Source organism: Streptomyces sp. NPDC091209 (genome assembly GCF_044757755.1).
Lineage (GTDB): Bacteria > Actinomycetota > Actinomycetes > Streptomycetales > Streptomycetaceae > Streptomyces.
Window position 1 is genome coordinate 399027 of sequence record NZ_JBIVVR010000005.1, and the last position, 21703, is coordinate 420729.

Sequence of the window (21703 nt, forward strand, 5' to 3'; positions counted from 1 at the left end):
AGCTCACCGCCCTCAGACTTCGTAATCCGCAGGAGATCATCCCCATGGCTGAAGTTCTCGTCTATGTCGACCACGTGGACGGTGCCGTCCGCAAGCCCACCCTCGAACTGCTGACGCTGGCCCGCCGTATCGGCGAGCCCGTCGCCGTCGCCCTCGGCTCCGGTGCCGAGAACACCGCCGCCGCGCTCGCCGAGCACGGTGCGGTGAAGGTCCTCACGCACGACGCCGCCGAGTACGCCGACTACCTCGTCGTGCCGAAGGTGGAAGCGCTCCAGGCCGCGTACGACGCCGTCTCCCCGGTCGCCGTTCTCGTCCCGTCCTCCGCCGAGGGCAAGGAGATCGCGGCCCGCCTCGCGGTCCGTATCGGCGCGGGCATCATCACCGACGCCACCGACCTGGAGGCCGGTGACGAGGGTCCGGTGGCCACGCAGTCCGCGTTCGCCGCCTCCTTCACCACCAAGTCCCGTGTCGCCAAGGGCACCCCGGTCATCACGGTCAAGCCGAACTCGGCCGCCGTGGAGGCCGCCCCGGCCGCCGGCGCCGTCGAGGCCCTCGCGGTCACCTTCTCCGACAAGGCCACCGGCACCAAGGTCACCGCCCGCACCCCGCGCGAGTCGACCGGCCGCCCCGAGCTGACCGAGGCCGCGATCGTCGTCTCCGGCGGCCGTGGCGTCAACGGCGCCGAGAACTTCTCGGTCATCGAGAACCTCGCCGACTCGCTCGGTGCCGCCGTAGGCGCCTCGCGTGCCGCGGTCGACGCCGGCTGGTACCCGCACACCAACCAGGTGGGCCAGACCGGCAAGTCCGTCTCGCCGCAGCTCTACATCGCCTCCGGCATCTCCGGTGCCATCCAGCACCGCGCCGGCATGCAGACCTCGAAGACGATCGTCGCGATCAACAAGGACGCCGAGGCGCCGATCTTCGACCTGGTCGACTACGGAGTGGTCGGCGACCTCTTCGACGTAGTCCCGCAGCTCACCGAGGAGATCAAGTCCCGCAAGGGCTGATCCCGCAGTGCTGAGGCCCCCGTGACCGGACACCGGTCACGGGGGCCTTCGTTCATCCCAGGGTCAGCGATGCCCCCACGGGCAGGTGGTCGCTCGGGAACTGGCCGTACAGCGAGAAGGTGTCGATCGACGCCCGGTGCACGCTGACCCCGGGACTGGCGAGGATCCAGTCGATGCGTTCGCCGTCCGGTGTCAACGGCGCGTATCCGTGGAAGGTCGCGTACAGCTTGGTCCGCGAGGCCGCCGTGTCCCAGGTGTCGCGGAGCCCGGCGCCCAGCAGGATGTCGTAGGCCTCGTTCAGATGCGCCGGCGCGTTGAAGTCGCCGGTCACCAGCAGGGGGAGGGACGGGTCGAACGCCGCGGCCCTCTCGGCGATGAGCGAGGCGGCCCGCGTCCGCGCGTACTGGCTCCTGTGGTCCAGGTGGGTGTTGAGGACCCGGAACTCCCGCCCGCCGTCCGCCAGATCGCGAAAGCGCACCCAGGTGGCGATCCGGGGGAGGGCCGCGCCCCAGGTGTTCGAGCCGATCACCTTCGGGGTGTCGGAGAGCCAGAACGTGTCGTGCTCGACCGGGGACAGCCGCCGGGTGTCGTAGAAGATCGCCACGGACTCGTCGCGGCTGCCGCCCTCCCGGCCGGTGCCGATCCACTCGTAGTGCGGCGCGAGGTCGGACTCGATGTCGAGCAGTTGCCGGTAGAGGCCCTCCTGAGTGCCGATGACGTGGGGCGACTCGCCGAGCAGCAGTTCGCGCATCACCGGACGGCGCACCGCCCAGCTGTTGGGTTCGGCAGTGCTCGCGTAGCGCAGGTTGTAGGTCATGACGTCGAGGTGTGGACGGGCGCGGGGGCGGTGGCGGGCGCGCCGGGTGGCGGCGGCCTGGGCCGTGGTGAGCAGGGGCATGGAGACCGCGGCGGCCACCGCGGTTCTGAGCCCCGTGCGTCGGGTCACTCTGCTGGAGTCGGACACGCGTGCTCCTTCGGTCGCGAGTCAGGATGGGGGCGCGCATCACCGGAGGGGAAGAAGGAACCGGAAAAGACTGCCCGAACCGACCGGGACGGGAGTGAACGCGGCGGGGCCGCGGAGTGTCCCGCGATCCAAGAGGGTGTTGACCCGCGGGAAGCTCGCCGGATAACTTCGCTCTACGGATTATTGATTCCGTACTGCGGAAAATGGGAGGTTGTGGGATGGGTCAGGGTCAGCAGGAGAAGGTGGCGACGAGCCTCGCGGGCGCCGTCACCGAAGCGGTCAGCGCCTCGCTCGCCCCCGTCGACGCCGAGCTGGAGCGACGCTATCCGGGCGACCCCGGCACCCGGCAGCCCGTCCACACCGTGTACGTCCCCGGAGACGTGTTCGCCGCCGACACCGTCCGCGCCTGGGGCGACCGCGCCCTCGCCGCCCTCGACGAACACGCCCCGGACGCCGCCTCCTTCGCCGCGGTCCTCGGCCTCACCGAGGAACTCGCCGGCCCCGTGTACGACCGCGTACGGGCCAAGCTCGAGCGCGAACCCGTCGAGGACCTGCGCGTCGACTTCGAGGACGGCTACGGCCCGCGCCCGGACGCCGAGGAGGACGCGACGGCGGTCCGCGCGGCCCGGCTGATCGCCGAGGCGTACGAGAACGGAACGGCGGCCCCGTACATGGGGATCCGTATGAAGTGCATGGAGGCACCGGTCCGCGACCGGGGCATCCGCACCCTCGACATCTTCCTGACAGGCCTGATGGAGGCGGGCGGCCTGCCCGACGGGCTCGTCCTCACGCTGCCCAAGGTGACGTACCCGGAACAGGTCACCGCCATGGTCCGGCTCCTTGAGGAGTTCGAGAAGGCGCGCGGCCTGGAGCCCGGCCGGATCGGCTTCGAGATCCAGATCGAGACCAGCCAGTCCATCCTCGCCACGGACGGCACGGCCACCGTCGCCCGCATGATCCAGGCCGCCGAGGGCCGCGCCACCGGACTGCACTACGGCACCTTCGACTACAGCGCCTGCCTCGGCGTCTCCGCGGCCTATCAGTCGAGCGACCACCCGGCCGCCGACCACGCCAAGGCGATCATGCAGGTCGCGGCCGCGGGCACCGGCGTGCGCCTCTCGGACGGCTCCACCAACGTCCTGCCCGTCGGCCCGACCGAGAAGGTCCACGACGCCTGGCGCCTGCACTACGGCCTCACCCGCCGTGCCCTGGCCCGCGCCTACTACCAGGGCTGGGACATGCACCCCGGCCACATCCCGACGCGCTACGCGGCCGTCTTCGCCTTCTACCGCGAGGGCTTCGAACAGGCCGCCGCCCGCCTCTCCCGCTACGCCGGACACGCGTCCGGCGACGTCATGGACGAACCCGCCACCGCCAAGGCCCTCAGCGGCTACCTGCTGCGCGGCCTGGACTGCGGCGCCCTGGACATCCCGGAGGTCGCCCGCGCGACGGGCCTGACCCGACCGGAACTGGAGGCCTTCGCGGCGCCGCGGCGGGGGGATCTGACGGTTTCGGGGCAGTAGCGAACGCCGCCGGCCTCGGGCGAACGGGCGAGACGGCGGCCGGTGGCTGCCGAGAAGTCCGGACGGAGCGAGCCCGGCGCCGCCCCGCGGGCACGCGTCGGGGCAGCGCCGCGGACCGGAAAGCCCGGCCTCGGCGAGGCCCGACGTCCCGAGCGGGCGGGCCGGTTGCCCTCCTGGCTCAGCGTGCCGGCGGCAGTTCGCCCGAGCCGCGGGTGATCAGGCGGGTCGGGAGTTCGACGCGTTCCGGAGCGATGAGGTTGCCGTCGAGCTGGCGGAAGAGGCGTTCGGCGGCGGTGCGGCCGAGGGCGGCGGCGTCCTGGGCCACGACGGTGACCCCGGGCTTCAGGAGGTCGGCGAGCTCGATGTCGTCGAAGCCGACGAGGGCGACGGGACGGCCGCACTCGGAGATGACACGGACGACGGTCACCGTGACCCGGTTGTTGCCCGCGAAGACCGCGGTGACGGGCGACGGGCCGGAGAGCATGTCCTCGGCCGCCTTGCGCACCCGCTGCGGATCGGTGACGCCCAGCGACATCCAGTCGTCCTCGACCGGTATCCCGGCGTCCTCCATCGCGGCCCGGTAACCGCGCAGCCGCTCGGCGGCGGTGTGGATGCGCGGCATGTCGCCGATGAAGCCGATCCGGCGGTGGCCGTGGGCGATGAGATGGGCGACACCGTCCCGGGCACCGCCGAAGCTGTCCGACAGGACGACATCGGCGTCGATCCTCCCGGCCGGGCGGTCCACGAACACCGTGGCGACGCCCGCCTTGATCTCCGGCTCCAGATAGCGGTGGTCGTCGCCGGCCGGGATCACGACGAGCCCGTCCACACGGCGCGCGCACAGCGCGAGGACCAGTTCCTGCTCGCGCTCCGGGTCCTCCGCGCTGGAACCGTTGATCAGCAGGGCGCCGTGCGCGCGCGCCACCTCCTCGACCGCGCGGCTCAGCGGCCCGTAGAACGGGTCCGCGAGGTCCTCCAGGACCAGCCCGATGCTCGCGGTGCGGCCCTTGCGCAGCACCCGGGCGCTGTCGTTGCGGCGGAAGCCCAGTGCTTCGATGGCCTCCTGGACGCGCCGCTCGGTGTCCGGGGTGACCCCGGGCTCGGCGTTGACCACGCGGGAGACCGTCTTCAGACCGACTCCCGCACGCGCCGCCACGTCCTTCATGGTCGGACGGTTTCCGTAGCGGTTCTCGGATCGGCGGGCGGTCTCGGCCACGATGTGCTGTCCTGTCCTGTCGTCCACGGGGATGCGTAGGTCCATGGGGTTGTATGAGGATGTGGCGACGAGCATAGAGCCTGGACAACGTTGTCAGATGCGGGAGACACTGTCCACCGAAATCTCCGGCCTGCGCCTTCCCCAGGGCGCACGGTCCCCGTGGTCCGCCGCGCCCTCCGCGGCCGGCGTACGACAGGGCCCGATCCTGCCCCGTTCCCGGCCGGGGACCCCGGACCCGCGGCGCGGTGGGCCCGTCACGACACCCCATGGGAGACCTGACTCTGATGCACACCGACCTCGTGGCCGCGCTCGACATCGGCGGCACCAAGATCGCCGGAGCGCTGGTGGACGGCCACGGCCGGATTCTCCTGCGCGCGCAGCGCGCGACGCCCGCGCGGGAGGACGGCGACACCGTGATGCGCGCCGTCGAGGAGGTCATCGGCGAGCTGACGGTCTCCCCGCTGTGGAGCAGGGCCGGAGCCCTCGGTATCGGCAGCGCGGGTCCGGTGGACGCCTCCGCCGGCACGGTCAGCCCGGTGAACGTGCCCGGCTGGCGCGGCTACCCGCTGGTCGAGCGGGCCGCCAAGGCCGCGGGCGGACTGCCCGTCGAGCTGATCGGCGACGGCGTCGCCATCACGGCGGCCGAGCACTGGCAGGGCGCCGCCCGGGGCCACGACAACGCGCTGTGCATGGTGGTGTCGACCGGTGTGGGCGGCGGGCTGGTCCTGAACGGGCAACTGCACGCCGGTCCCACCGGAAACGCGGGCCACATCGGACACATCAGCGTCGACCTGGACGGCGATCCCTGCCCCTGCGGCTCCCGGGGCTGCGTCGAACGCATCGCCAGCGGCCCGAACATCGCCCGCCGCGCGCTGGAGGGGGGCTGGCGGCCCGGCCCCGACGGCGACACCTCGGCCGCGGCGGTCGCCGAGGCGGCCCGCGCGGGCGATCCGGTCGCCGTGGCCTCCTTCGAACGGGCCGCGCAGGCTCTCGCGGCGGGCATCGCGGCGACCGCGACCCTGGTCGAGATCGACATCGCCGTGATCGGCGGGGGAGTGGGCAAGGCGGGCGAGGTCCTCTTCGCGCCGCTGCGCCGGGCACTGGCCGACTACGCCACACTGTCCTTCGTCCAGCGGCTGAAGGTGACACCCGCGCTGATGGGTACGGACGCCGGCCTGGTCGGCGCGGCCGCCGCGGCACTCACCCGGAGGGCGCATTCGCCTGCGGCCCGGGTCTGACCCGGTGGTGCCGGTTCGCTGCCGACCCCGGACCCCTCCGGCGCGCGGCCCGCGGCGGACCGACGGCTCCGGGCTGCGGCCCGGAGCCGACGCGGTGGTCCCGGCTGCGGACCCCGTCCGACCGATGGGTCGCCCCCGCACTGCACTCGGGGCTGGGGTGGCTTTGCGGCACTGGGCGGGCCCCGCAGCCGGTGTTGGTGGGCGTGTGGCGCTGGGTGGGCCGGCACTCGGTTCGGTGGGTCCGTGGCGCCGGGTGTCGGGGACCCGCTGGGGGCGGGCGCGTGGCACTGGGCGGGCCCGCAGCTGGTGTTGGTGGGCGTGTGGCGCTGGGTGGGCCCGCACTCGGTTCGGTGGGTCCGTGGAGCCGGGTGTCCGGGACCCGCTGCGGGAGGGCGTCTGGCACTGGGTTGGCCCGTGGCCGGTGTTGGTGGGTTCGTGGCGTCGGGTGGGGGCGCGGTTGCCTGTGTGGTCGGCTTCGGGCGGCGGGATGAACCGGATGACGGTGTCTGGTCCACCCGTGACCCCGTCCGGGCTTCGTAGTTGAACCGGGCATGAAGAAGCGCAGCATGCTCGCCATCGCCTCCCTCGCCACCGGGTTCGTCGTCGCGGCGATCACCCCGTCCCATGCCCTGAGCACGGAGGCCCTGAACAATCTGAACGTCAACGACACGCTCAGCACGGTCGATCACACGATCGGCAGCGACAACCTGGCGGTCGACGAGGGCGCTCTCGGCGGCCGGACGAGCTGAGGAAACGCCGCCCGGCGCCGGTGACCCCGCCCCGGGGCACCGGCGCCGCATCGTCGGCGCCCCTCATCAGCGGCTGGTTTCCGTGGCAGGGTGGAGCGGGCAAGCCTCAGGGGGCCAACAGAAGAGGGGGAATCGTGATCGTCTGGATCAACGGTGCGTTCGGTGCGGGGAAGACCACCACCGCACGGGAACTGATCGAGCTGATCCCGAACAGCACGCTCTTCGACCCCGAGGTCATCGGGGGCACACTCACACAGCTGCTCCCGGCCAAACACCTCGCCGAGGTCGGCGACTACCAGGACCTGCCGATCTGGCGCCGGCTCGTGGTCGACACCGCCGCCGCCCTGCTCGCGGAGCTCGGAGGTGTCCTCGTCGTCCCCATGACCCTGCTGCGCCAGGAGTACCGCGACGAGATCTTCGGCGGGCTCGCCGCACGCCGGATTCCCGTACGCCATGTGCTCCTCGCCCCGGCGGAAACGATCCTGCGTGAGCGAATAGCCCGGCGCGAGGTGCCCCCGGACCTGCCCGACGGCGAGATACGGGTGCGCCAGTGGTCCTACGACCACATCGAGCCCTACCGGGCCGCGCTCGCCTGGCTCACCGCCGACGCCCACCCCGTGGACACCAGCGCGCTCACCCCGTACGCCACCGCACTGCGCGTCGCCGAAGCCGTACGCACCGGGGACGCACCCGTGTGCGCCATCGTGCAGACGCCCGAACCCACCGCCGAGACCGTCGCCGCCGGCGTGCTCCTCTTCGACGAGAGCGACCGGGTCCTGCTCGTCGACCCGACGTACAAGGCCGGCTGGGAGTTCCCCGGCGGGGTCGTCGAGGCCGGTGAGGCCCCCGCCCGCGCCGGTATGCGCGAGGTCACCGAGGAGACCGGCATCACCCTCGACGAGGTGCCCTCGCTCCTGGTCGTCGACTGGGAGTCGCCCGCACCCCCCGGCTACGGAGGGCTGCGGCTCCTGTTCGACGGCGGACACCTCGACGAACAGGCCGTCCGGGGACTCCTGCTCCCCGGACCGGAACTGCGCGGCTGGCGCTTCGTCACCGAGCAGGAGGCTGCCGACCTGCTGCCGCCCGTGCGCTACGAACGGCTCCGCTGGGCCCTGCGGGCCCGCGAGCGCGGCGCGGCGCTGTACCTGGAGGCCGGGGTGCCGCTGGGCTGACGCCGGGGCCTTCTCCACGCCGCTCCGGCCCGCTCGACGGGCGCGTACGGACCGCCGGTTGCCCCGCCTCCCGGTCCCGCCTCCCCGTCCCGCGTGGCCGTGCCGCGTCGCCGTCGCCGTGCTGCGTCGCCGTGGCCGTCGCCGTGCCGCGTGGTCGTGGCCGTCGCCGTCCCGCGTGGTCGTGGCCGTGGTCGTGGCCGTCCCGCGTGGTCGTCGCCGTGGCCGTCGCCGTCGCCGTCGCCGTCGCCGTCGCCGTCGCGCGAGACCCTCACGCCCCGGCCGGCGCTGTCGGGAGGCCTTCCGTCGCGGTGGTGGAGCGGACATGGCTGGGGCCCACGCCATCAGGCGTGGGCCCCAGCCATGTCCGTGGACGATCAGCTCGCCGCGAAGTTCCGCAGGAACAGCGCCTCCGCGACCGACAGACGCTCCAGCTCGTCCGGCGAGACGCTCTCGTTCACCGCGTGGATCTGCGCCTCCGGCTCGCTCAGGCCGATGAGCAGGATCTCCGTCTCGGGGTACAGCGAGGCCAGCGTGTTGCACAGCGGGATCGAGCCGCCCATGCCCGCCGACTGCATCTCCTGGCCCGGATAGGCGACCGCCATGGCCTCGGCCATCGACGCGTACGCGGGGCTGGATGTGTCGGCGCGGAACGCCTGGCCCTGCCCGATCCGCTCGGTGCTCACCCGCGCGCCCCACGGAGTGTGCGCCTCGATGTGCGCCTCGAGCAGCTTGGTCGCCTCGACCGCGTCGACGCCCGGCGGCACCCGCAGGCTGACCAGCGCACGGGCACCGGCCTGCACCGACGGCGTCGCGCCGACGACCGGCGGGCAGTCGATCCCGAGCACCGTGACGGCCGGACGCGCCCAGACCCGGTCGGCGACCGTGCCGGAGCCGATGAGCTCCACCCCGTCGAGCACCTTGGCGTCCTCACGGAACGCCTGGTCCTCGTACTGGAGCCCGTCCCACGCGGCGTCGCCCGCCAGACCGTCGACGGTCGTCGAGCCGTCCTTCGCCCGCAGCGAGTCCAGTACGCGGATCAGCGCGGCCAGCGCGTCGGGTGCCGCGCCGCCGAACTGCCCCGAGTGCAGGTTCCCTTCGAGGGTGTCCACCTGTACCCGTACGAGGGTCATGCCGCGCAGGGTCGCCGTGACCGTCGGCAGGCCCGCCCGGAAGTTGCCGGCGTCGCCGATGACGATCGTGTCGGCGGTCAGCAACTCCGGGTGCTGCTCGGCATACCGCTCCAGACCGCCGGTGCCCTGCTCCTCGGAGCCCTCGACGATGACCTTGACGTGCACCGGGATGCCGCCGTTCGCCTTCAGGGCACGCAGCGCCAGCAGGTGCATGACGACGCCGCCCTTGCAGTCGGCGCTGCCCCGCCCGTACCAGCGGCCGTCGCGCTCCACCAGCTCGAACGGGGGTGTCGTCCAGGCGGTTTCGTCCAGCGGCGGCTGCACGTCGTAGTGCGCGTACAGCAGGACCGTCTTCGCGCCCTCGGGTCCCGGCAGGAAGCCGTACACCGACTGGGTACCGTCCGGGGTGTCGAGCAGCGCCACGTCCTGGAAGCCCTCGGATCGCAGCGCGTCGGCGATCCAGTTCGCGGCGCCCTCGCTCTCGCTCCTCGGATACTGGTCGAAGTCCGCCACCGACTTGAAGGCCACCAGCTCGGTGAGCTCCGCCTTCGCCCGGGGCATGAGCGAGGCGACGGTCTCGGCGACCGGATTCGACGACATGGGCACGCTCCTCGTGGGTGCGACGTTGTACGTGTGTGTACAGATGATCGGGTGATGCGTACTGGTGTGCAGGACGCATCCGTCGCCGATCCTCCCACAGCAGTCTGCGGTGACGCCCGCCGTAGGATGCGGGGGACAGGTGCGGCAGACGGCTGGACTGGGAGCAGTAGACCAACGTGAGCAGCGAGAACTCTTCGGCGGACGACGAGCGGCGTACGGCGGACGACGGACAGCAGGTATGGGACGTCGTGGTCGTCGGTGGAGGGCCGGCGGGTGCCTCGGCCGCTTATGCGGCAGCGGTCGCGGGACGCAGTGTCCTGCTGCTGGAGAAAGCCGAACTGCCCCGCTACAAAACGTGCGGCGGCGGCATCATCGGCCCCTCGCGCGACTCCCTGCCTCCCGGCTTCGAACTGCCGTTCAGGGACCGGGTGCACGCGGTCACCTTCTCGATGGACGGCAGATTCGCCCGCACCCGGCGGTCCCGGCACATGCTGTTCGGGCTGATCAACCGCCCGGAGTTCGACCAGCAGCTCGTCGAGTTCGCGCAGAAGGCGGGCGCCGAACTGCGTACGGGTGCCATGGTCTCGCGCGTCGAGCAGCACGGCTCCGCGGTGCCGGACCGGCGCACCGTCGCCGTGGTCCTGCAGGGCGGTGAGACCGTTCTGGCGCGGGCGGTGGTCGGCGCCGACGGCAGCGCCAGCCGGATAGGAGCGCACGTCGGGGTCAAGCTCGACCAGGTCGATCTCGGTCTGGAGGCCGAGATCCCGGTGCCGGAGACGGTCGCCGAGGACTGGCGGGGGCGCGTCCTGATCGACTGGGGCCCCATGCCCGGCAGTTACGGGTGGGTCTTCCCGAAGGGGGACACGCTCACCGTCGGCGTGATCTCGGCACGCGGCGAAGGCGCCGCCACCAAGCGGTACTTGGAGGACTTCATCGCCCGGCTCGGGCTCGCCGGCTTTGAACCGGCCATCTCCTCGGGCCACTTGACGCGCTGCCGCGCCGAGGACTCGCCGCTCTCGCGCGGCAGGGTGCTCGTCTGCGGCGACGCGGCGGGACTGCTCGAACCCTGGACCCGGGAGGGCATCTCGTTCGCGCTCCGCTCCGGTCGGCTGGCGGGCGAGTGGGCGGTGCGGATCGCCGAGGCGCACGACGCGGTGGACGCCCGGCGGCAGGCCCTGAACTACGCCTTCGCGATCAAGGCGGGTCTCGGCGTCGAGATGAGCGTAGGCAAGCGACTGCTCGGCGCCTTCGAGCGGCGCCCCGGCATGTTCCACGCGGGGCTCACCGGCGTGCGCCCGGTGTGGAAGGCCTTCACCGGGATCACCCGCGGCTCCACCACGCTCGGCGAGATCATCAGGTCGCACCCGATGGTCGGACGCGCCCTGACCACACTCGATCGCCGTCCGGAGGGGACGGAGGCGACCGGGGCGACCGAGGGGGAGCGGTAGCGGCAGGTGCGGCGGCCGGAGCCGCCGACGGCCGCCTCCGATCGGCGGCCGTCAATTCGGCCGTGCGGCGGCGGGGGAACGGCCGAGGCCGCCGTCAGCCCTTGACCGAGATCCGGAAGACCGGGTGGTCGGGCGCGATGCGCCGCAGTTCCTCGTCGGACGAGTCGGGGCCCACGCCGCCGAAGAACACTCCGACCTCGGCCTTCCAGCGCTTGAGGTAGGCGCGCAGCAGCGAGACCTTGTCGTCGTCGGCGACCTCGACGGCGGTGAAGGTCTCGACCTTCTTGCCGAGGCGCAACTCGCCCCCGCCGGCCGCCCGCATGTTGTGCGTCCACTGGACATGACCGCGGGGGGCGACGAGGTACTGCTCGCCGTCCACGGTGAGGAGGTTGACCGGGGTCGTGCGCCACTCGCCGCTCTTGCGGCCCCGGACGGCCAGCACCCGGGAACCCCAGACACTGAGGCCGCGCCTGGTGATCCAGGCCACGGCGCGGTTGAAGACGTTGACGGTGAACCAGCCCGGCTTCTGGACGTGTGTGGACACGGTGACCTCTCGAGGCATGTGATGAGAGCGCCGATCTCTTTTGTGAGCACCGCTCTCGCTTGGGAAGAGTCTGCATCGGATCGGTGATCCAATGCAAGAGCAGCGCTCTCGTTTTTGTGCGCCGCTCTCCTTTGGGTTCAGGTCGCTGATCGTTCCGCGGAGCGCTGATCTATTTTCGGATCGCTGCTCTCCTTTGTGTGCACTGCTCTGAACGTGGGACACTGCTCTGTATGAACACCGCGCGAGGGGCACGTGCCCGAGCCAGGATCGAGGTCACAGCCGCCATCAAGGACGAGGCGCGCAGACAGCTCGCAGCGGAGGGCGCTGCCAAGCTCTCGCTGCGGGCCGTGGCACGTGAGCTCGGGATGGTCTCCTCCGCGCTCTACCGGTACTTCCCCAGCCGGGACGACCTGTTGACCGCGCTCATCATCGACGCCTACGACTCCCTCGGCGAGGCCGCCGAGTCCGCGCACGCCGAGGTCGAGGCCGCCGGCCCCCGCGAGCGCTGGATCGCCGTGTGCATGGCGGCGCGGCGCTGGGCGCTGGAGCATCCGCACGAGTACGCGCTCATCTACGGCACACCGGTCCCCGGGTACGTCGCGACGCAGGAGACCGTTCCGGCGGCCGCGCGGGTCGGCGTGCTCCTGATCGGGATCACCCGGGACGCGTATCGGGGCAAGGGTGTGGCCCGCACGCCGCTGCCCGCCGAGCTGAAGACCGAGGCGCAGCGGATGTCCGCGGATCTCGCCCCCGATCTGCCGCCCGAGGTGATCGTGACGCTGGTGGCCTCGTGGGCGCAGCTCTACGGGCTGATCGGGTTCGAGTTGTTCGGGCAGTTCAACCGGGTCGTGGAGGACCGTGAGCCGTTCTTCCGGCATGCGGTGGGGCGGCTCGCGCACGACGTGGGGCTCGTGTACCCGGAGCACGGCGCTGCCGCCGGTGGGCCGCCTTCGCCGTAGCCCGGCGTCAACGGCGCCCTACGTCGCGCCTGCTCGTTGCCGTACTTCGTGCCATACCTCGTGCTGTACCCCGTGCCGCACCTCCTGCCGTACCTCGGGCCCTGCGCCGCACCCGTACTCCGGGGGGAGTACGGGTGATCACCTCGCCCGGCGGACGCCGTCGCCGTGGTCGGCCGTCTAGCGTGACGGTCATGGAAGAGCAGCACACGTCCACGGCACCGACGTGGGGCGGTCCACCGTGGTGGCGGCACGGACCGCCCGGGTGGAACCGCTGGAACGACGAGGAGCGCCGCGCCCGATGGCCGTGGCGTTCCACGTTGCTGCTGACCGCGTTCGTGCTGCTCGGCTCCAACTTCGCCGCCCACGCCCAGCACGGCGACCGGCTCGCGCTGGACTTCTTCTCCCGGGCGCTCCTTCTCGTGGGCTCCGGTCTGCTGCTCTGGCGGCAGCGGTACCCCGTGTTCGTCGCGTTCGGCACCGCCGGGGTCGCCCTCGTCTACGTGGCCGCGGGATATCCGTACGGGCCGGTCTTCCTCCCGGTCGCGGTGGGCTGCTTCAGCGCCGTGGTCGCCGGACATCGCAGGGCCGCCTGGACGGCGGTCGGCCTGTTGTGGGCAGGGCATCTCGTGGCCGGGCACTGGCTGTACCACCGGCTGCCGCCGACGGGCGACGGCCCTCCTTCCTGGATGCAGGAGATCGGCATCGCCACCTGGGTGGTGGCCGTGCTGGCGCTGTCGGAACTGGTGCGCGCGCGGCGTGAGCAGTGGGGCCGTGACAGAGCCGAGCGCGCGCAGGCGGCCCGGCGGCGCGCGGACGAGGAACGGCTGCGGATCGCCCGCGAACTGCACGACGTACTGGCGCACAGCATCTCGGTGATCAACGTCCAGGCGGGCGTCGGCCTCGCGCTCCTGGACTCCGACCCGGAACAGGCGCGCACGGCGCTCACCACCATCAAGGCGGCCAGCAAGGAGGCGCTCGGCGAGGTCCGCCAAGTGCTCGGCACCCTGCGTGCGCCGGGCGAGGCACCGCGTGCGCCCGCCCCCGGGCTCGACCGGCTCCCCGAACTGGTCGATCAGGCGGCGAGCGCCGGTCTGACGGTCGAGATCGAGGGCGAGGTCCCGACACCGGCACCCGGTACCGACCTGGCCGCGTTCCGCATCGTCCAGGAGGCGTTGACCAACGTCGTACGTCATTCCGGGTCGCGCCGCGCACGGGTGCGGCTCGATCACGCGGAGGGCGCGCTGCGTCTGCGGATCGACGACGACGGGCCGGCCACCGGCGTGGACGCGGGCGGGAGCGGCAACGGGCTCGCGGGTATGCGGGAGCGGGCGGCCGCGCTGGGTGGCACGATCGAGGCGGGTCCGCGCGACGACGGAGGGTTCCGGGTGCTGGCCGTACTGCCGTGGAAGGTCAAGGAGGACCGGTGATCCGCGTACTGCTGGCCGATGACCAGTCACTGGTCAGGGCAGGCTTCAAGGCGCTGCTCGACGCGCAGCCGGACATCGAGGTGGCCGGCGAGGCCGCCGACGGCGGGGAGGCGGTGCGCGTCGTCCGTGAACTGCGCCCCGATGTCGTCCTGATGGACATCCGGATGCCCGTGCTGGACGGCCTCGCCGCCACGCGCCGTATCACCGGCGATCCGGACCTGGGGGGCGTCAAGGTGGTCATGCTGACCACCTTCGAGCTCGACGAGTACGTCTTCGAGGCCATCCGCTCCGGTGCCTCCGGCTTTCTGGTCAAGGACACCGAGCCCGAGGAACTGCTGCGTGCGGTACGGGCGGTGGTCGAGGGCGACGCCCTGCTCTCGCCCGGGGTGACGCGCCGGCTGATCTCCGAGTTCGCGGCCCGTTCCAAGGAGCCCGAGTCCGTCGCGTCCCTGGCCGAACTCACCGAGCGGGAAAGGGAGGTGATGGCGCTGGTCGGCATCGGCCTCTCGAACGACGAGATCGCCCGCCGTCTGGTCGTCAGCCCCCTCACCGCCAAGACCCATGTCAGCCGGACGATGGTGAAACTCGGCGCTCGCGACCGGGCCCAACTGGTCGTGCTCGCCTATGAGTCGGGGCTGGTGCGACCGGGCTGGCTGGGCTGAGGCGCGGGAGCGTCCTGGCGGAAGCGGTACAGCACCGTGGCCACGCGGAGCGTGAAGAGGGCGGCGGCCAGGGTGCCACCCGAGGTGACCGGCGCCCGTACCGCACCGCCCGACAGGTTGAGAAAGAGGGCGGGCCCGGTGACGACCCCGAAGGCCAACGCCGCCACGAACGCCGCGCTGGCCAGGGCGTATCCGATCTCGACGGTGACCGCGTCCCGCCGGGCCTGGGTCCGCGACGCGTGCGTCCCCTCGGTGGAGTCGGCGTAACTGTCCCTCTTCTCGCCGTTGTTGCTCATCCGCCGAGTCAACAGGCCCGCGCCCGGCGGGGCAAGGAACCCGCCGGGCGCGTCCGTCCGAGCTGTCCGCTGGTTGCTGGGTAGTTGCTAGTCGCGGACGGAGACCCGCTCGGACCCCGACTCCTCCCCCTTCTGGGCGGACTGGGCGGACTGGCCGGAGTGCGCGGAGTCGGTGGACCGGGCGGACCGGGCGATCACCACGGACTCCTTCGGACGCCGTGTCCGCAGCCCGGGCAGAGTGATCAGCAGACCCGCCAGGGCGATGCCGGTCACCACCATCAGGCCGGGGCGGTAGCTGTCGAGAACGTCCTGGGGCGAGGAACCGTCGGAGGAGTTCGCGGTGACGACGGCCGTCACGATCGCGAGGAAGATCGCACCGCCGACCTGGACGGAGGTGTTGAGCAGGCCCGAGACCATGCCCTGCTCGTGGTCGTCGACGCCGTTGGTCGCCTGGATGTTGAGGGACGGGAAGACCAGGGCGCACGCGGCGCCGATCAGCAGCATGGTCGGCAGGATGACCGCCGCGTAGACCGGGTCGAGGTCGACGCGCAGGAAGAGCGCGTACCCGACGACCATCAGGGCGAAGCCCGTCGCGATGAGCCGGGGCGTGCCGAACCGGTCGACGACGGCCCCCACCTTCGTGGAGGACAGCGCCACCAGCGCGCCGGCCGGCAGGAAGGCGAGCGCGGTGTGCAGGGCCGACCAGCCCAGCAGCGACTGCATGTACAGCGTCACCAGGAACTGGAAGCCGACGTACGAGCCGAAGAACGCCATCGCGCCGAGCTGGGCCCGGATCTGGCTGCCGGAACGCAGGACGCCGAGGCGGATCAGCGGGCTGGGGCTGCGCCGCTCGATGCCGACGAACACGGTGAGCAGTACGGCGACGGCGAGGAAGGACAGCAGGGTCCGGGCCGATCCCCAGCCGGCCTGGGGTGCCTGGACGACGGTGAAGACGAGCAGCAGCATGGAGGCGGTGCCGATGATGGCGCCCGGGATGTCGTAACCGCGGTGGTCCTTCTCGCGCTCGCTGCGCGGGATGAGCTTCAGCCCGACGATCAGCGCGACGACGGCGATGGGTGCGGGAAGCAGCATGGTCAGCCGCCAACTCGCCTCGGTGAGCAGACCGGACAGGACCAGGCCCATGGAGAAACCGGTGGCCGCGCAGGTGGTGTAGATCGAGAGCGCGCGGTTGCGCAGCGGGCCTTCGACGAAGGTCGTGGTGATGATGGACAGGCCCGCGGGAGCGGTGAACGCGGCGCTCAGCCCCTTGATGAAACGGCTGGCGATCAGCAGGGGCCCGAGTCGACGAGTCCGCCGAGCAGCGAGGCGAGCGCGAACACCCCGAGGGCCACCAGGAAGACCTGGCGGCGGCCCAGCAGGTCGGCGGTGCGTCCGCCGAGGAGCAGTAGCCCGCCGTATCCCAGGATGTAGCCGCTGACGATCCACTGGAGCGTCGAGGTGGAGAGGTCGAGTTCGGAGCCGATGGACGGCAGGGCGACGCCGACCATCGAAACGTCCAGCGCGTCCAGGAACATCGCGGCGCAGAGCACCAGCAAGGTGCCCCACAGCCGGGGGGTCCAGCGCCCCTGGGGCACGGCGTGGGTGAGCGGAGAGGTCATGACAGCGACAGTACATGCACATGCATTCAATGCAAGTGCATTTAATTCCGATGCAACAAAGCTGGTTCTTTGCTACGGTGCGGGCATGGCGGCGGAGAATGCCGAGCAAGGGCTCGTTGACCAGTGGCGCGACATCCTGGCGGTGCATGCCCGCACCGTCTGTGAGCTCGACCGCGAGCTGCATCGACACGGCCTGGGCGCCAGCGACTTCGAGGTCCTCGACCTGCTGGCGGTGGGTACCGCCGCGGACGGCGGACCCTCCTTCCGTGTCCAGGAGATCTCCGAGCGGGTCCATCTGAGTCAGAGCGCCTTGTCCCGGCTGATCGGGCGCCTGGAGAAGGACGGTCTCGTGACGCGCGGGATGTGTGCCGAGGACCGGCGGGGGGTGCGCGTGTGCCTCACGCCGAAAGGGCGCGAACTGCACGGCGAGGTACTGCCGTTGCAGCGTGCGGTCCTCACCCGGATGCTGGCGGGCGGCCCGGCGGCATCCGGCGGGTGATCAGGCCGTCCGGTTCGCCGGGTTGACGGTGTCGGCCTTCCTGGTCGTTCTGATCCCGTTCGGCGCGTGCTCGGTACGTGTTCGGTACGTGTTCGGCGTGTGCTCGGCCCGGGCGTTGGACCGCGGCCGTCACCTCGGGGCGCGACGGACGTCCGCCGCTCGTCTCCGGGCGGACCGGACTCCGGGCGCGCGCGTCAGCTCCAGGTGATGCCGGACTTCTCCCGCCACAGGGTGGCGAGCGACGCGTCGCCCGTCACGCTCGGGAACGGCACGCGGTTCCACAGCGCCAGGTAGAGCCGCTCGGCCGGTCCCGCGAGTTCGCAGTCCACGTCCACGTCCTCGTTCGTGTCCGTGCCCAGGTCCGCGGTCGCGTGCGCGCCGCGTTCGCTCTGCGGCGGCCCGGACGAGAGTCGTACGGTCCACACGGCGTCCGCGCGGTCGGTGGCGCGCACGCGCAGCACACGGGGTTCCTCGGTGCGCACCCTGCTCTTCTCGCGCGCGTGGAATCCGCGCAGCAACTCGTCGATCCCGTCGACCGCGAAGTCCGCCGGGAGGGCGGTCGGCTCCCCGCCGAGCGCCGACTCGGCGTCGACCCGGTGCACGGTGGTCTCGTGAGCCTGCCGGCGCGCCCAGAAGGCGAGCGGCGAGGGTGCCGGCAGGAAGCTCCAGCACCGAACGTCCGGCGAGGCGCCGGCCAGCGTGTCCACGAGCAGCCGGTGTCCCTCACGGAACCAGGTGAGCAGTTCGTCGTCGTCCAGATCCGGCAGCCCGCCGTCGGGGTGGTAGGAGGTGTGTCCCTCGGCGACGAACGCGGTGGCCCAGCGGTGGACCATGCCCGTGTGCCGTACCAGATCCCTGACCTGCCAGCCCGCGCAGGTGGCCACCTCGGCGTCGACGCCCGCCTCCTCGGCGGCTGCGGCCAGCGACCGGCCTTCCCGGTCCAGGGCTTCCACGAACTCCCGAATCTCCATGCCGAGAGTGTGCCGGATGCGGGGCGGTACCCGGCAGTGCGGGGGAGCGGATCCGGCTTCGTCGAACCCGGGGGCCCGCAGGGCTAAGCACCAGCGCCTGCGCGCGCTCGCGTGCGCCACGCGCGAGCGCGTCCGCTCCTGCCGTCCTCGCATGCCCGCGTGCGAGCCCTGTGCGCGCGGGCGGACCGGTACGCGACCTCGCGTGTTCCTCGTACGGTGCCTCCGCGCCCCTCTCACCCCACGGCGGTGCGGCGCGTCACCCCACGGCGGCGCGGCGCGTCGCGAATCCGATCAGTGCGGCCACGGCCGCCAGCGCCGCCACGCTCGTGAGTGCCGTCGGCAAGGAGTACCAGTCGGCCATGAAGCCGATCGCGGGCGGCCCGAGCAGCATGCCCCCGTATCCGAGAGTGGAGGCGACGGCGACCCCGCTCGCTCCGGCGAGCGCGCCCGCCCGTTCGACGGCGACGGGGAAGATGTTGGCGAGGCCGAGCCCGGTGATGGCGAATCCGAGCAGAGCCGCCCATACGGACGGCGCGAGTGAAGCGAGCAGCATGCCGAACGCGGCCGTCGTGCCGCCCACGACCAACGTGCGGGTCCGGCCCAGCCGTTCGAGCAGCGACGTCCCGCTCAGGCGGCCGACCGTCATGGCCAGCGCGAAGCACGAGTAGCCGGCGGCGGCGATCCCCGGGGGCGCGTCCAGGTCCTGCTCCAGGTGGAGCGCGCCCCAGTCCGCGAGCGCGCCCTCGCCGTACGCCGTACACAGCGCGATCAGCCCGAAGACGACGACCAGGCCGCGGGTGCGGACATCGACACGCGATCGTCCCGAGGGCTCGTCACCCTGTGGGCGATCCGGCGACGGGGGCACGTTCTGGCGGAGCAGTGAGCTTCCCGCGATGCCGGTCACGAGCAGACCGATGACGGCGATCCCGAGCAGATGGCGTGTCGGTGACAGCTGCCCGGCGACCAGCCCGCCGAGCCCCGCTCCGAGCATGCCGCCCAGGCTGTACGCCGCGTGGAAACTGGGCATCACCGGGCGTCGTAGAGCGGCCACGAGATCGACGGCCGCGCTGTTCATGGAGACGTTGATCCCGCCGTAGGCCGCGCCGAAGACCAGCAGGACGAGGCCCAGGAGCGGTACCGAATGGGTGAGCGGGGGCAGGATGATGCTCAGCGACAGCAGCACACCGCAGACCACCGTCACCGGATGGCTGCCGAACCGTCGGCAGAGCCGTCCCGTCAGCATCATGGTGATCACGGCACCGGCCGAGACGCCGAGGAGGGCGAGGCCGAGGGCACCGGCGGAGGCGCCGGTCTGGGCCTTGATGGCGGGGATCCGCACGACCCAGCCGGCGAAGACGAAGCCGTCGAGGGCGAAGAAGGCGGTGAGGGTGATGCGGAGTCGGGTGAGGGAACCATCCGGCACAACGCTGTGCGGAACTGTTTTGTTTATTTGCGGCACAAACTCAAGGTAGATGGCTGTCACGCTCGGAGCAAGGGATCGCAGCACGGGGAAGCGGTGGGCCGGCAGGCGAGGGGCGAGGCTGCGCGGACGCGCTGATCCGGGCCGGGCGGGGGTGCGCGAAATCCCTGGTCCGGGCCCGGGCGAGGCACCACAGGCGCGCCGGCCGGGCCGAGCGGCGTCCCGCGAACGCACTGGCCGGCCGGGTACGGTCCCGCGAACGTGCCGGTGCGTGGCGGGATTGTGTGCGGTGCGGTGCGTGGCGGGGTGGGGAGCGGGGCGAGGTCTCGCGCGCGAACGGGAGGGCGCCGGGGTCAGGTGCCGCGAACGAGGGGGCGGGCCCTGGGAGCGAGGGGCCGGGCCCCGTGAACGAAAGGGGCGGCCCGCGGAACCCCTATGGGATGGGATGCGCGGGTCGCCTCCGTGACTCGGCGGTTCGCCGTCCCGCCCGCTCGGACGGCGAACCGTTGCGTCGCTCCTCGCTCAGACCGCCGGAGCCGGGAAGGTCGGGTACTCCACCCCGGAGACGTGCTGGACGACACGGATGACCTGGCAGGAGTAGCCGAACTCGTTGTCGTACCAGAGGTAGAGGATCGCGTTGTCGTCCTCGACCTTGGTGGCGCCGGCGTCGACGATCGAGGCGTGGCGCGAGCCGATGAAGTCGCTGGACACCGCGTCGGGGGCGCTGATGAAGTCGATCTGGCGCTTGAGCGGTGAGGTCAGCGAGACGTTGCGGAGGTAGTCGAGTACCTCCTCGCGGGTGGTCGCGCGGCCCAGGCGCAGGCTGAGGATCGCGATCGAGACGTCCGGCACCGGGACGCGGATCGAACTGCCGGTGATCGGCGCCTTGAGGTCGGGCAGCGCCTTCGCGACGGCGGAGGCGGCACCCGTCTCGGTGATGACCATGTTCAGCGGCGCGGAACGGCCCCGACGGTCGGAACTGTGGTAATTGTCCAGCAGGTTCTGGTCGTTGGTGAACGAGTGGACGGTCTCCACGTGGCCGCGCAGGACGCCGTACTCCTCCGCCATCGCCTTGAGGGGCGGCACGATCGCGTTGGTGGTGCAGGAGGCGCAGGACAGGATCCGCTCGTCCGGCTTGATCGTGTCGTGGTTGACGCCGTGCACGATGTTGGGGACGTCGCCCTTGCCCGGAGCCGTGAGGACGACCTTGTCGATCCCGGGGCGCAGGTGGTTCGAGAGGCCCTCACGGTCACGCCACTTGCCGGTGTTGTCGACGAGGATGGCGTCCTTGATGCCGTACGTCGTGTAGTCGATCTCGGACGGATCGTTGGCGTAGATGACCTTGATCTCGTTGCCGTTGGCGATGATCGTGCTGTTCGCCTCGTCGACGGTGATCGTGCCCTGGAACTGGCCGTGGATGGAGTCGCGGCGCAGCAGCGAGGCGCGCTTGACGATGTCCTGCTCGCCGCCCTGGCGCACGACGATGGCGCGCAGTCGCAGGCCGTTGCCGGAGCCGGTCTTCTCGATGAGCAGGCGGGCGAGGAGGCGGCCGATGCGGCCGAACCCGTAGAGGACGACGTCACGGCCCTCGCGGCGCTCGATCTTGTTCTCGCCGGTGGCGCCGGCGACCGCCTCGGCGGTGAACTCCTCGACGGACAGGCCGCGGTCGTCGGCCCGGTACGTCGCGGCGAGCATGCCGATGTCGATCTGGGACGGACCGAGGTCGAGCGTGGTGAGCGTCCGCAGGAACGGCAGCGTGTCGGTGACCGAGAGCTCCTCGCCCGCGATCTGCCGGGCGAAGCGATGGGTCTTGAGGATGCTCACCACCGACTTGTTCACCAGGGAGCGGCTGTGCAGGAGGATCGTGACGTCCTGCTCCCGGTGCAGCCTCCCGATGATCGGGATCATCGACTCCGCGATCTCTTCGCGGGTCTTCCAGTTGGTGAACGCGTCGTCGTTGACAGTCACAGAATCATCTTTCGAGCTAGGTGGCGCTCATATGCTAACCGGACCGACTTTCTGATCGTTCATGCGGTGTCCACTTACGCGGAAGGCGGTGTCCGCCGCGGCGCCGGCGAGCATCGGAGTCCGGCCCTCCGTGGGGCTCGCGATATGGCTGACAGATGTCGTCCACCAGTACGACAAAGCCTCCATCTTCCGTTCCGGACTCTTTCGTTGCTGTAGGCACCCTTGACAGCGTGCGTACTGTTTCGCGACGTTTGAGCCCCTGCCCTTTGGCTCGGATCGCGGCCGCCGGCC

Annotated in this window: 18 protein-coding genes and 1 pseudogene; 10 read left to right on the forward strand and 9 right to left on the reverse strand. The window is 71.6% G+C overall.

Annotated elements, in window-relative coordinates; translation table 11 throughout:
* Positions 1-44 precede the first annotated feature (44 nt).
* Complete coding sequence (locus ACIQRL_RS17340) at positions 45-1007, forward strand: electron transfer flavoprotein subunit alpha/FixB family protein (RefSeq protein WP_401332068.1); 963 nt, start codon at positions 45-47, stop codon at positions 1005-1007.
* Positions 1008-1059: 52 nt separating this feature from the next.
* Here the strand turns inward: ACIQRL_RS17340 and ACIQRL_RS17345 are convergent, their stop codons facing one another.
* The gene (locus ACIQRL_RS17345; protein ID WP_401332070.1) at positions 1060-1971 is read right to left on the reverse strand and encodes an endonuclease/exonuclease/phosphatase family protein; all 912 of its coding nucleotides are present in this window, start codon (positions 1969-1971) and stop codon (positions 1060-1062) included.
* A 218-nt stretch (positions 1972-2189) separates the two neighbouring features.
* Between ACIQRL_RS17345 and ACIQRL_RS17350 the strand changes: the two genes are divergently transcribed.
* Positions 2190-3494, forward strand: coding sequence for a DUF6986 family protein (locus ACIQRL_RS17350; protein ID WP_401332072.1), 1305 nt, complete (start codon positions 2190-2192; stop codon positions 3492-3494).
* A 178-nt stretch (positions 3495-3672) separates the two neighbouring features.
* On the opposite strand, the gene ACIQRL_RS17355 is transcribed toward ACIQRL_RS17350, so the two are convergent.
* Entirely contained in the window at positions 3673-4755 is a 1083-nt protein-coding gene (locus ACIQRL_RS17355) for a LacI family DNA-binding transcriptional regulator (RefSeq protein ID WP_401332074.1), read from the reverse strand.
* 239 nt (positions 4756-4994) lie between these two features.
* On the opposite strand from ACIQRL_RS17355, the gene ACIQRL_RS17360 reads away from it, so the two are divergent.
* The 3 genes from ACIQRL_RS17360 to ACIQRL_RS17370 all read left to right on the forward strand — a co-directional run bounded on the left by ACIQRL_RS17360 (position 4995) and on the right by ACIQRL_RS17370 (position 7869).
* Complete coding sequence (locus ACIQRL_RS17360) at positions 4995-5948, forward strand: ROK family protein (RefSeq protein ID WP_401332409.1); 954 nt, start codon at positions 4995-4997, stop codon at positions 5946-5948.
* A 551-nt stretch (positions 5949-6499) separates the two neighbouring features.
* Positions 6500-6697 (forward strand): hypothetical protein, encoded by a 198-nt coding sequence (locus ACIQRL_RS17365; RefSeq protein WP_401332076.1) that lies wholly within the window; start codon positions 6500-6502, stop codon positions 6695-6697.
* Between the two features lie 131 nt (positions 6698-6828).
* The gene (locus ACIQRL_RS17370) at positions 6829-7869 is read left to right on the forward strand and encodes an NUDIX domain-containing protein (RefSeq protein ID WP_401332411.1); all 1041 of its coding nucleotides are present in this window, start codon (positions 6829-6831) and stop codon (positions 7867-7869) included.
* 374 nt (positions 7870-8243) lie between these two features.
* Here the strand turns inward: ACIQRL_RS17370 and ACIQRL_RS17375 are convergent, their stop codons facing one another.
* Positions 8244-9599: a dipeptidase gene (locus tag ACIQRL_RS17375; RefSeq protein WP_401332078.1), complete on the reverse strand. Its 1356-nt coding sequence runs from the start codon at positions 9597-9599 to the stop codon at positions 8244-8246.
* Positions 9600-9775: 176 nt separating this feature from the next.
* Here ACIQRL_RS17375 and ACIQRL_RS17380 point away from each other — a divergent pair, with 176 nt between their 5' ends.
* Positions 9776-11047, forward strand: a complete 1272-nt coding sequence (locus tag ACIQRL_RS17380; protein WP_401332080.1) for a geranylgeranyl reductase family protein — start codon at positions 9776-9778, stop codon at positions 11045-11047.
* Between the two features lie 94 nt (positions 11048-11141).
* Here the strand turns inward: ACIQRL_RS17380 and ACIQRL_RS17385 are convergent, their stop codons facing one another.
* On the reverse strand, positions 11142-11591 hold the full coding sequence (locus ACIQRL_RS17385; RefSeq protein ID WP_401332082.1) for a nitroreductase family deazaflavin-dependent oxidoreductase: 450 nt from the start codon (positions 11589-11591) through the stop codon (positions 11142-11144).
* A 230-nt stretch (positions 11592-11821) separates the two neighbouring features.
* On the opposite strand from ACIQRL_RS17385, the gene ACIQRL_RS17390 reads away from it, so the two are divergent.
* The 3 genes from ACIQRL_RS17390 (at position 11822) to ACIQRL_RS17400 (ending at position 14639) form a co-directional block, all read left to right on the forward strand.
* A complete protein-coding gene (locus ACIQRL_RS17390) occupies positions 11822-12550 on the forward strand; it encodes a TetR/AcrR family transcriptional regulator (RefSeq protein ID WP_401332084.1) in 729 nt (242 codons plus the stop codon).
* Positions 12551-12741: 191 nt separating this feature from the next.
* A complete protein-coding gene (locus tag ACIQRL_RS17395; protein WP_401332086.1) occupies positions 12742-13977 on the forward strand; it encodes a sensor histidine kinase in 1236 nt (411 codons plus the stop codon).
* On the forward strand, positions 13974-14639 hold the full coding sequence (locus ACIQRL_RS17400) for a response regulator (protein ID WP_401332087.1): 666 nt from the start codon (positions 13974-13976) through the stop codon (positions 14637-14639). Before ACIQRL_RS17395 ends, ACIQRL_RS17400 begins: the two co-directional genes overlap by 4 nt.
* Here ACIQRL_RS17400 and ACIQRL_RS17405 read toward each other — a convergent pair.
* Together ACIQRL_RS17405 and ACIQRL_RS17410 are read right to left on the reverse strand one after the other, a co-directional pair.
* A complete protein-coding gene (locus ACIQRL_RS17405) occupies positions 14600-14935 on the reverse strand; it encodes a DUF6332 family protein (protein WP_401332089.1) in 336 nt (111 codons plus the stop codon). The two genes, ACIQRL_RS17400 and ACIQRL_RS17405, sit on opposite strands and share 40 nt — an antisense overlap.
* A gap of 87 nt (positions 14936-15022) precedes the next feature.
* Positions 15023-16554 (reverse strand): annotated as a pseudogene (locus ACIQRL_RS17410) (MFS transporter).
* Between the two features lie 85 nt (positions 16555-16639).
* Between ACIQRL_RS17410 and ACIQRL_RS17415 the strand changes: the two are divergent.
* Entirely contained in the window at positions 16640-17053 is a 414-nt protein-coding gene (locus ACIQRL_RS17415) for a MarR family winged helix-turn-helix transcriptional regulator (RefSeq protein ID WP_401332091.1), read from the forward strand.
* Between the two features lie 194 nt (positions 17054-17247).
* On the opposite strand, the gene ACIQRL_RS17420 is transcribed toward ACIQRL_RS17415, so the two are convergent.
* From ACIQRL_RS17420 to ACIQRL_RS17430, 3 genes are all read right to left on the reverse strand, one after another.
* A complete protein-coding gene (locus ACIQRL_RS17420; protein WP_401332093.1) occupies positions 17248-18024 on the reverse strand; it encodes a maleylpyruvate isomerase family mycothiol-dependent enzyme in 777 nt (258 codons plus the stop codon).
* 256 nt (positions 18025-18280) lie between these two features.
* The gene (locus tag ACIQRL_RS17425; protein WP_401332095.1) at positions 18281-19447 is read right to left on the reverse strand and encodes an MFS transporter; all 1167 of its coding nucleotides are present in this window, start codon (positions 19445-19447) and stop codon (positions 18281-18283) included.
* A gap of 519 nt (positions 19448-19966) precedes the next feature.
* Positions 19967-21412 (reverse strand): glyceraldehyde-3-phosphate dehydrogenase, encoded by a 1446-nt coding sequence (locus ACIQRL_RS17430; protein WP_401332097.1) that lies wholly within the window; start codon positions 21410-21412, stop codon positions 19967-19969.
* Positions 21413-21703: the final 291 nt, after the last annotated feature.

Coding starts and splice junctions, on each gene's coding strand:
- ACIQRL_RS17340 (WP_401332068.1), top strand. CDS start 45: ATGGCTGAAGTTCTCGTCTATGTCGACCACGTGGACGGTGCCGTCCGC.
- ACIQRL_RS17350 (WP_401332072.1), top strand. CDS start 2,190: ATGGGTCAGGGTCAGCAGGAGAAGGTGGCGACGAGCCTCGCGGGCGCC.
- ACIQRL_RS17355 (WP_401332074.1), bottom strand. CDS start 4,755: ATGGACCTACGCATCCCCGTGGACGACAGGACAGGACAGCACATCGTG.
- ACIQRL_RS17360 (WP_401332409.1), top strand. CDS start 4,995: ATGCACACCGACCTCGTGGCCGCGCTCGACATCGGCGGCACCAAGATC.
- ACIQRL_RS17365 (WP_401332076.1), top strand. CDS start 6,500: ATGAAGAAGCGCAGCATGCTCGCCATCGCCTCCCTCGCCACCGGGTTC.
- ACIQRL_RS17375 (WP_401332078.1), bottom strand. CDS start 9,599: ATGTCGTCGAATCCGGTCGCCGAGACCGTCGCCTCGCTCATGCCCCGG.
- ACIQRL_RS17390 (WP_401332084.1), top strand. CDS start 11,822: ATGAACACCGCGCGAGGGGCACGTGCCCGAGCCAGGATCGAGGTCACA.
- ACIQRL_RS17395 (WP_401332086.1), top strand. CDS start 12,742: ATGGAAGAGCAGCACACGTCCACGGCACCGACGTGGGGCGGTCCACCG.
- ACIQRL_RS17405 (WP_401332089.1), bottom strand. CDS start 14,935: ATGAGCAACAACGGCGAGAAGAGGGACAGTTACGCCGACTCCACCGAG.
- ACIQRL_RS17415 (WP_401332091.1), top strand. CDS start 16,640: ATGGCGGCGGAGAATGCCGAGCAAGGGCTCGTTGACCAGTGGCGCGAC.
- ACIQRL_RS17420 (WP_401332093.1), bottom strand. CDS start 18,024: ATGGAGATTCGGGAGTTCGTGGAAGCCCTGGACCGGGAAGGCCGGTCG.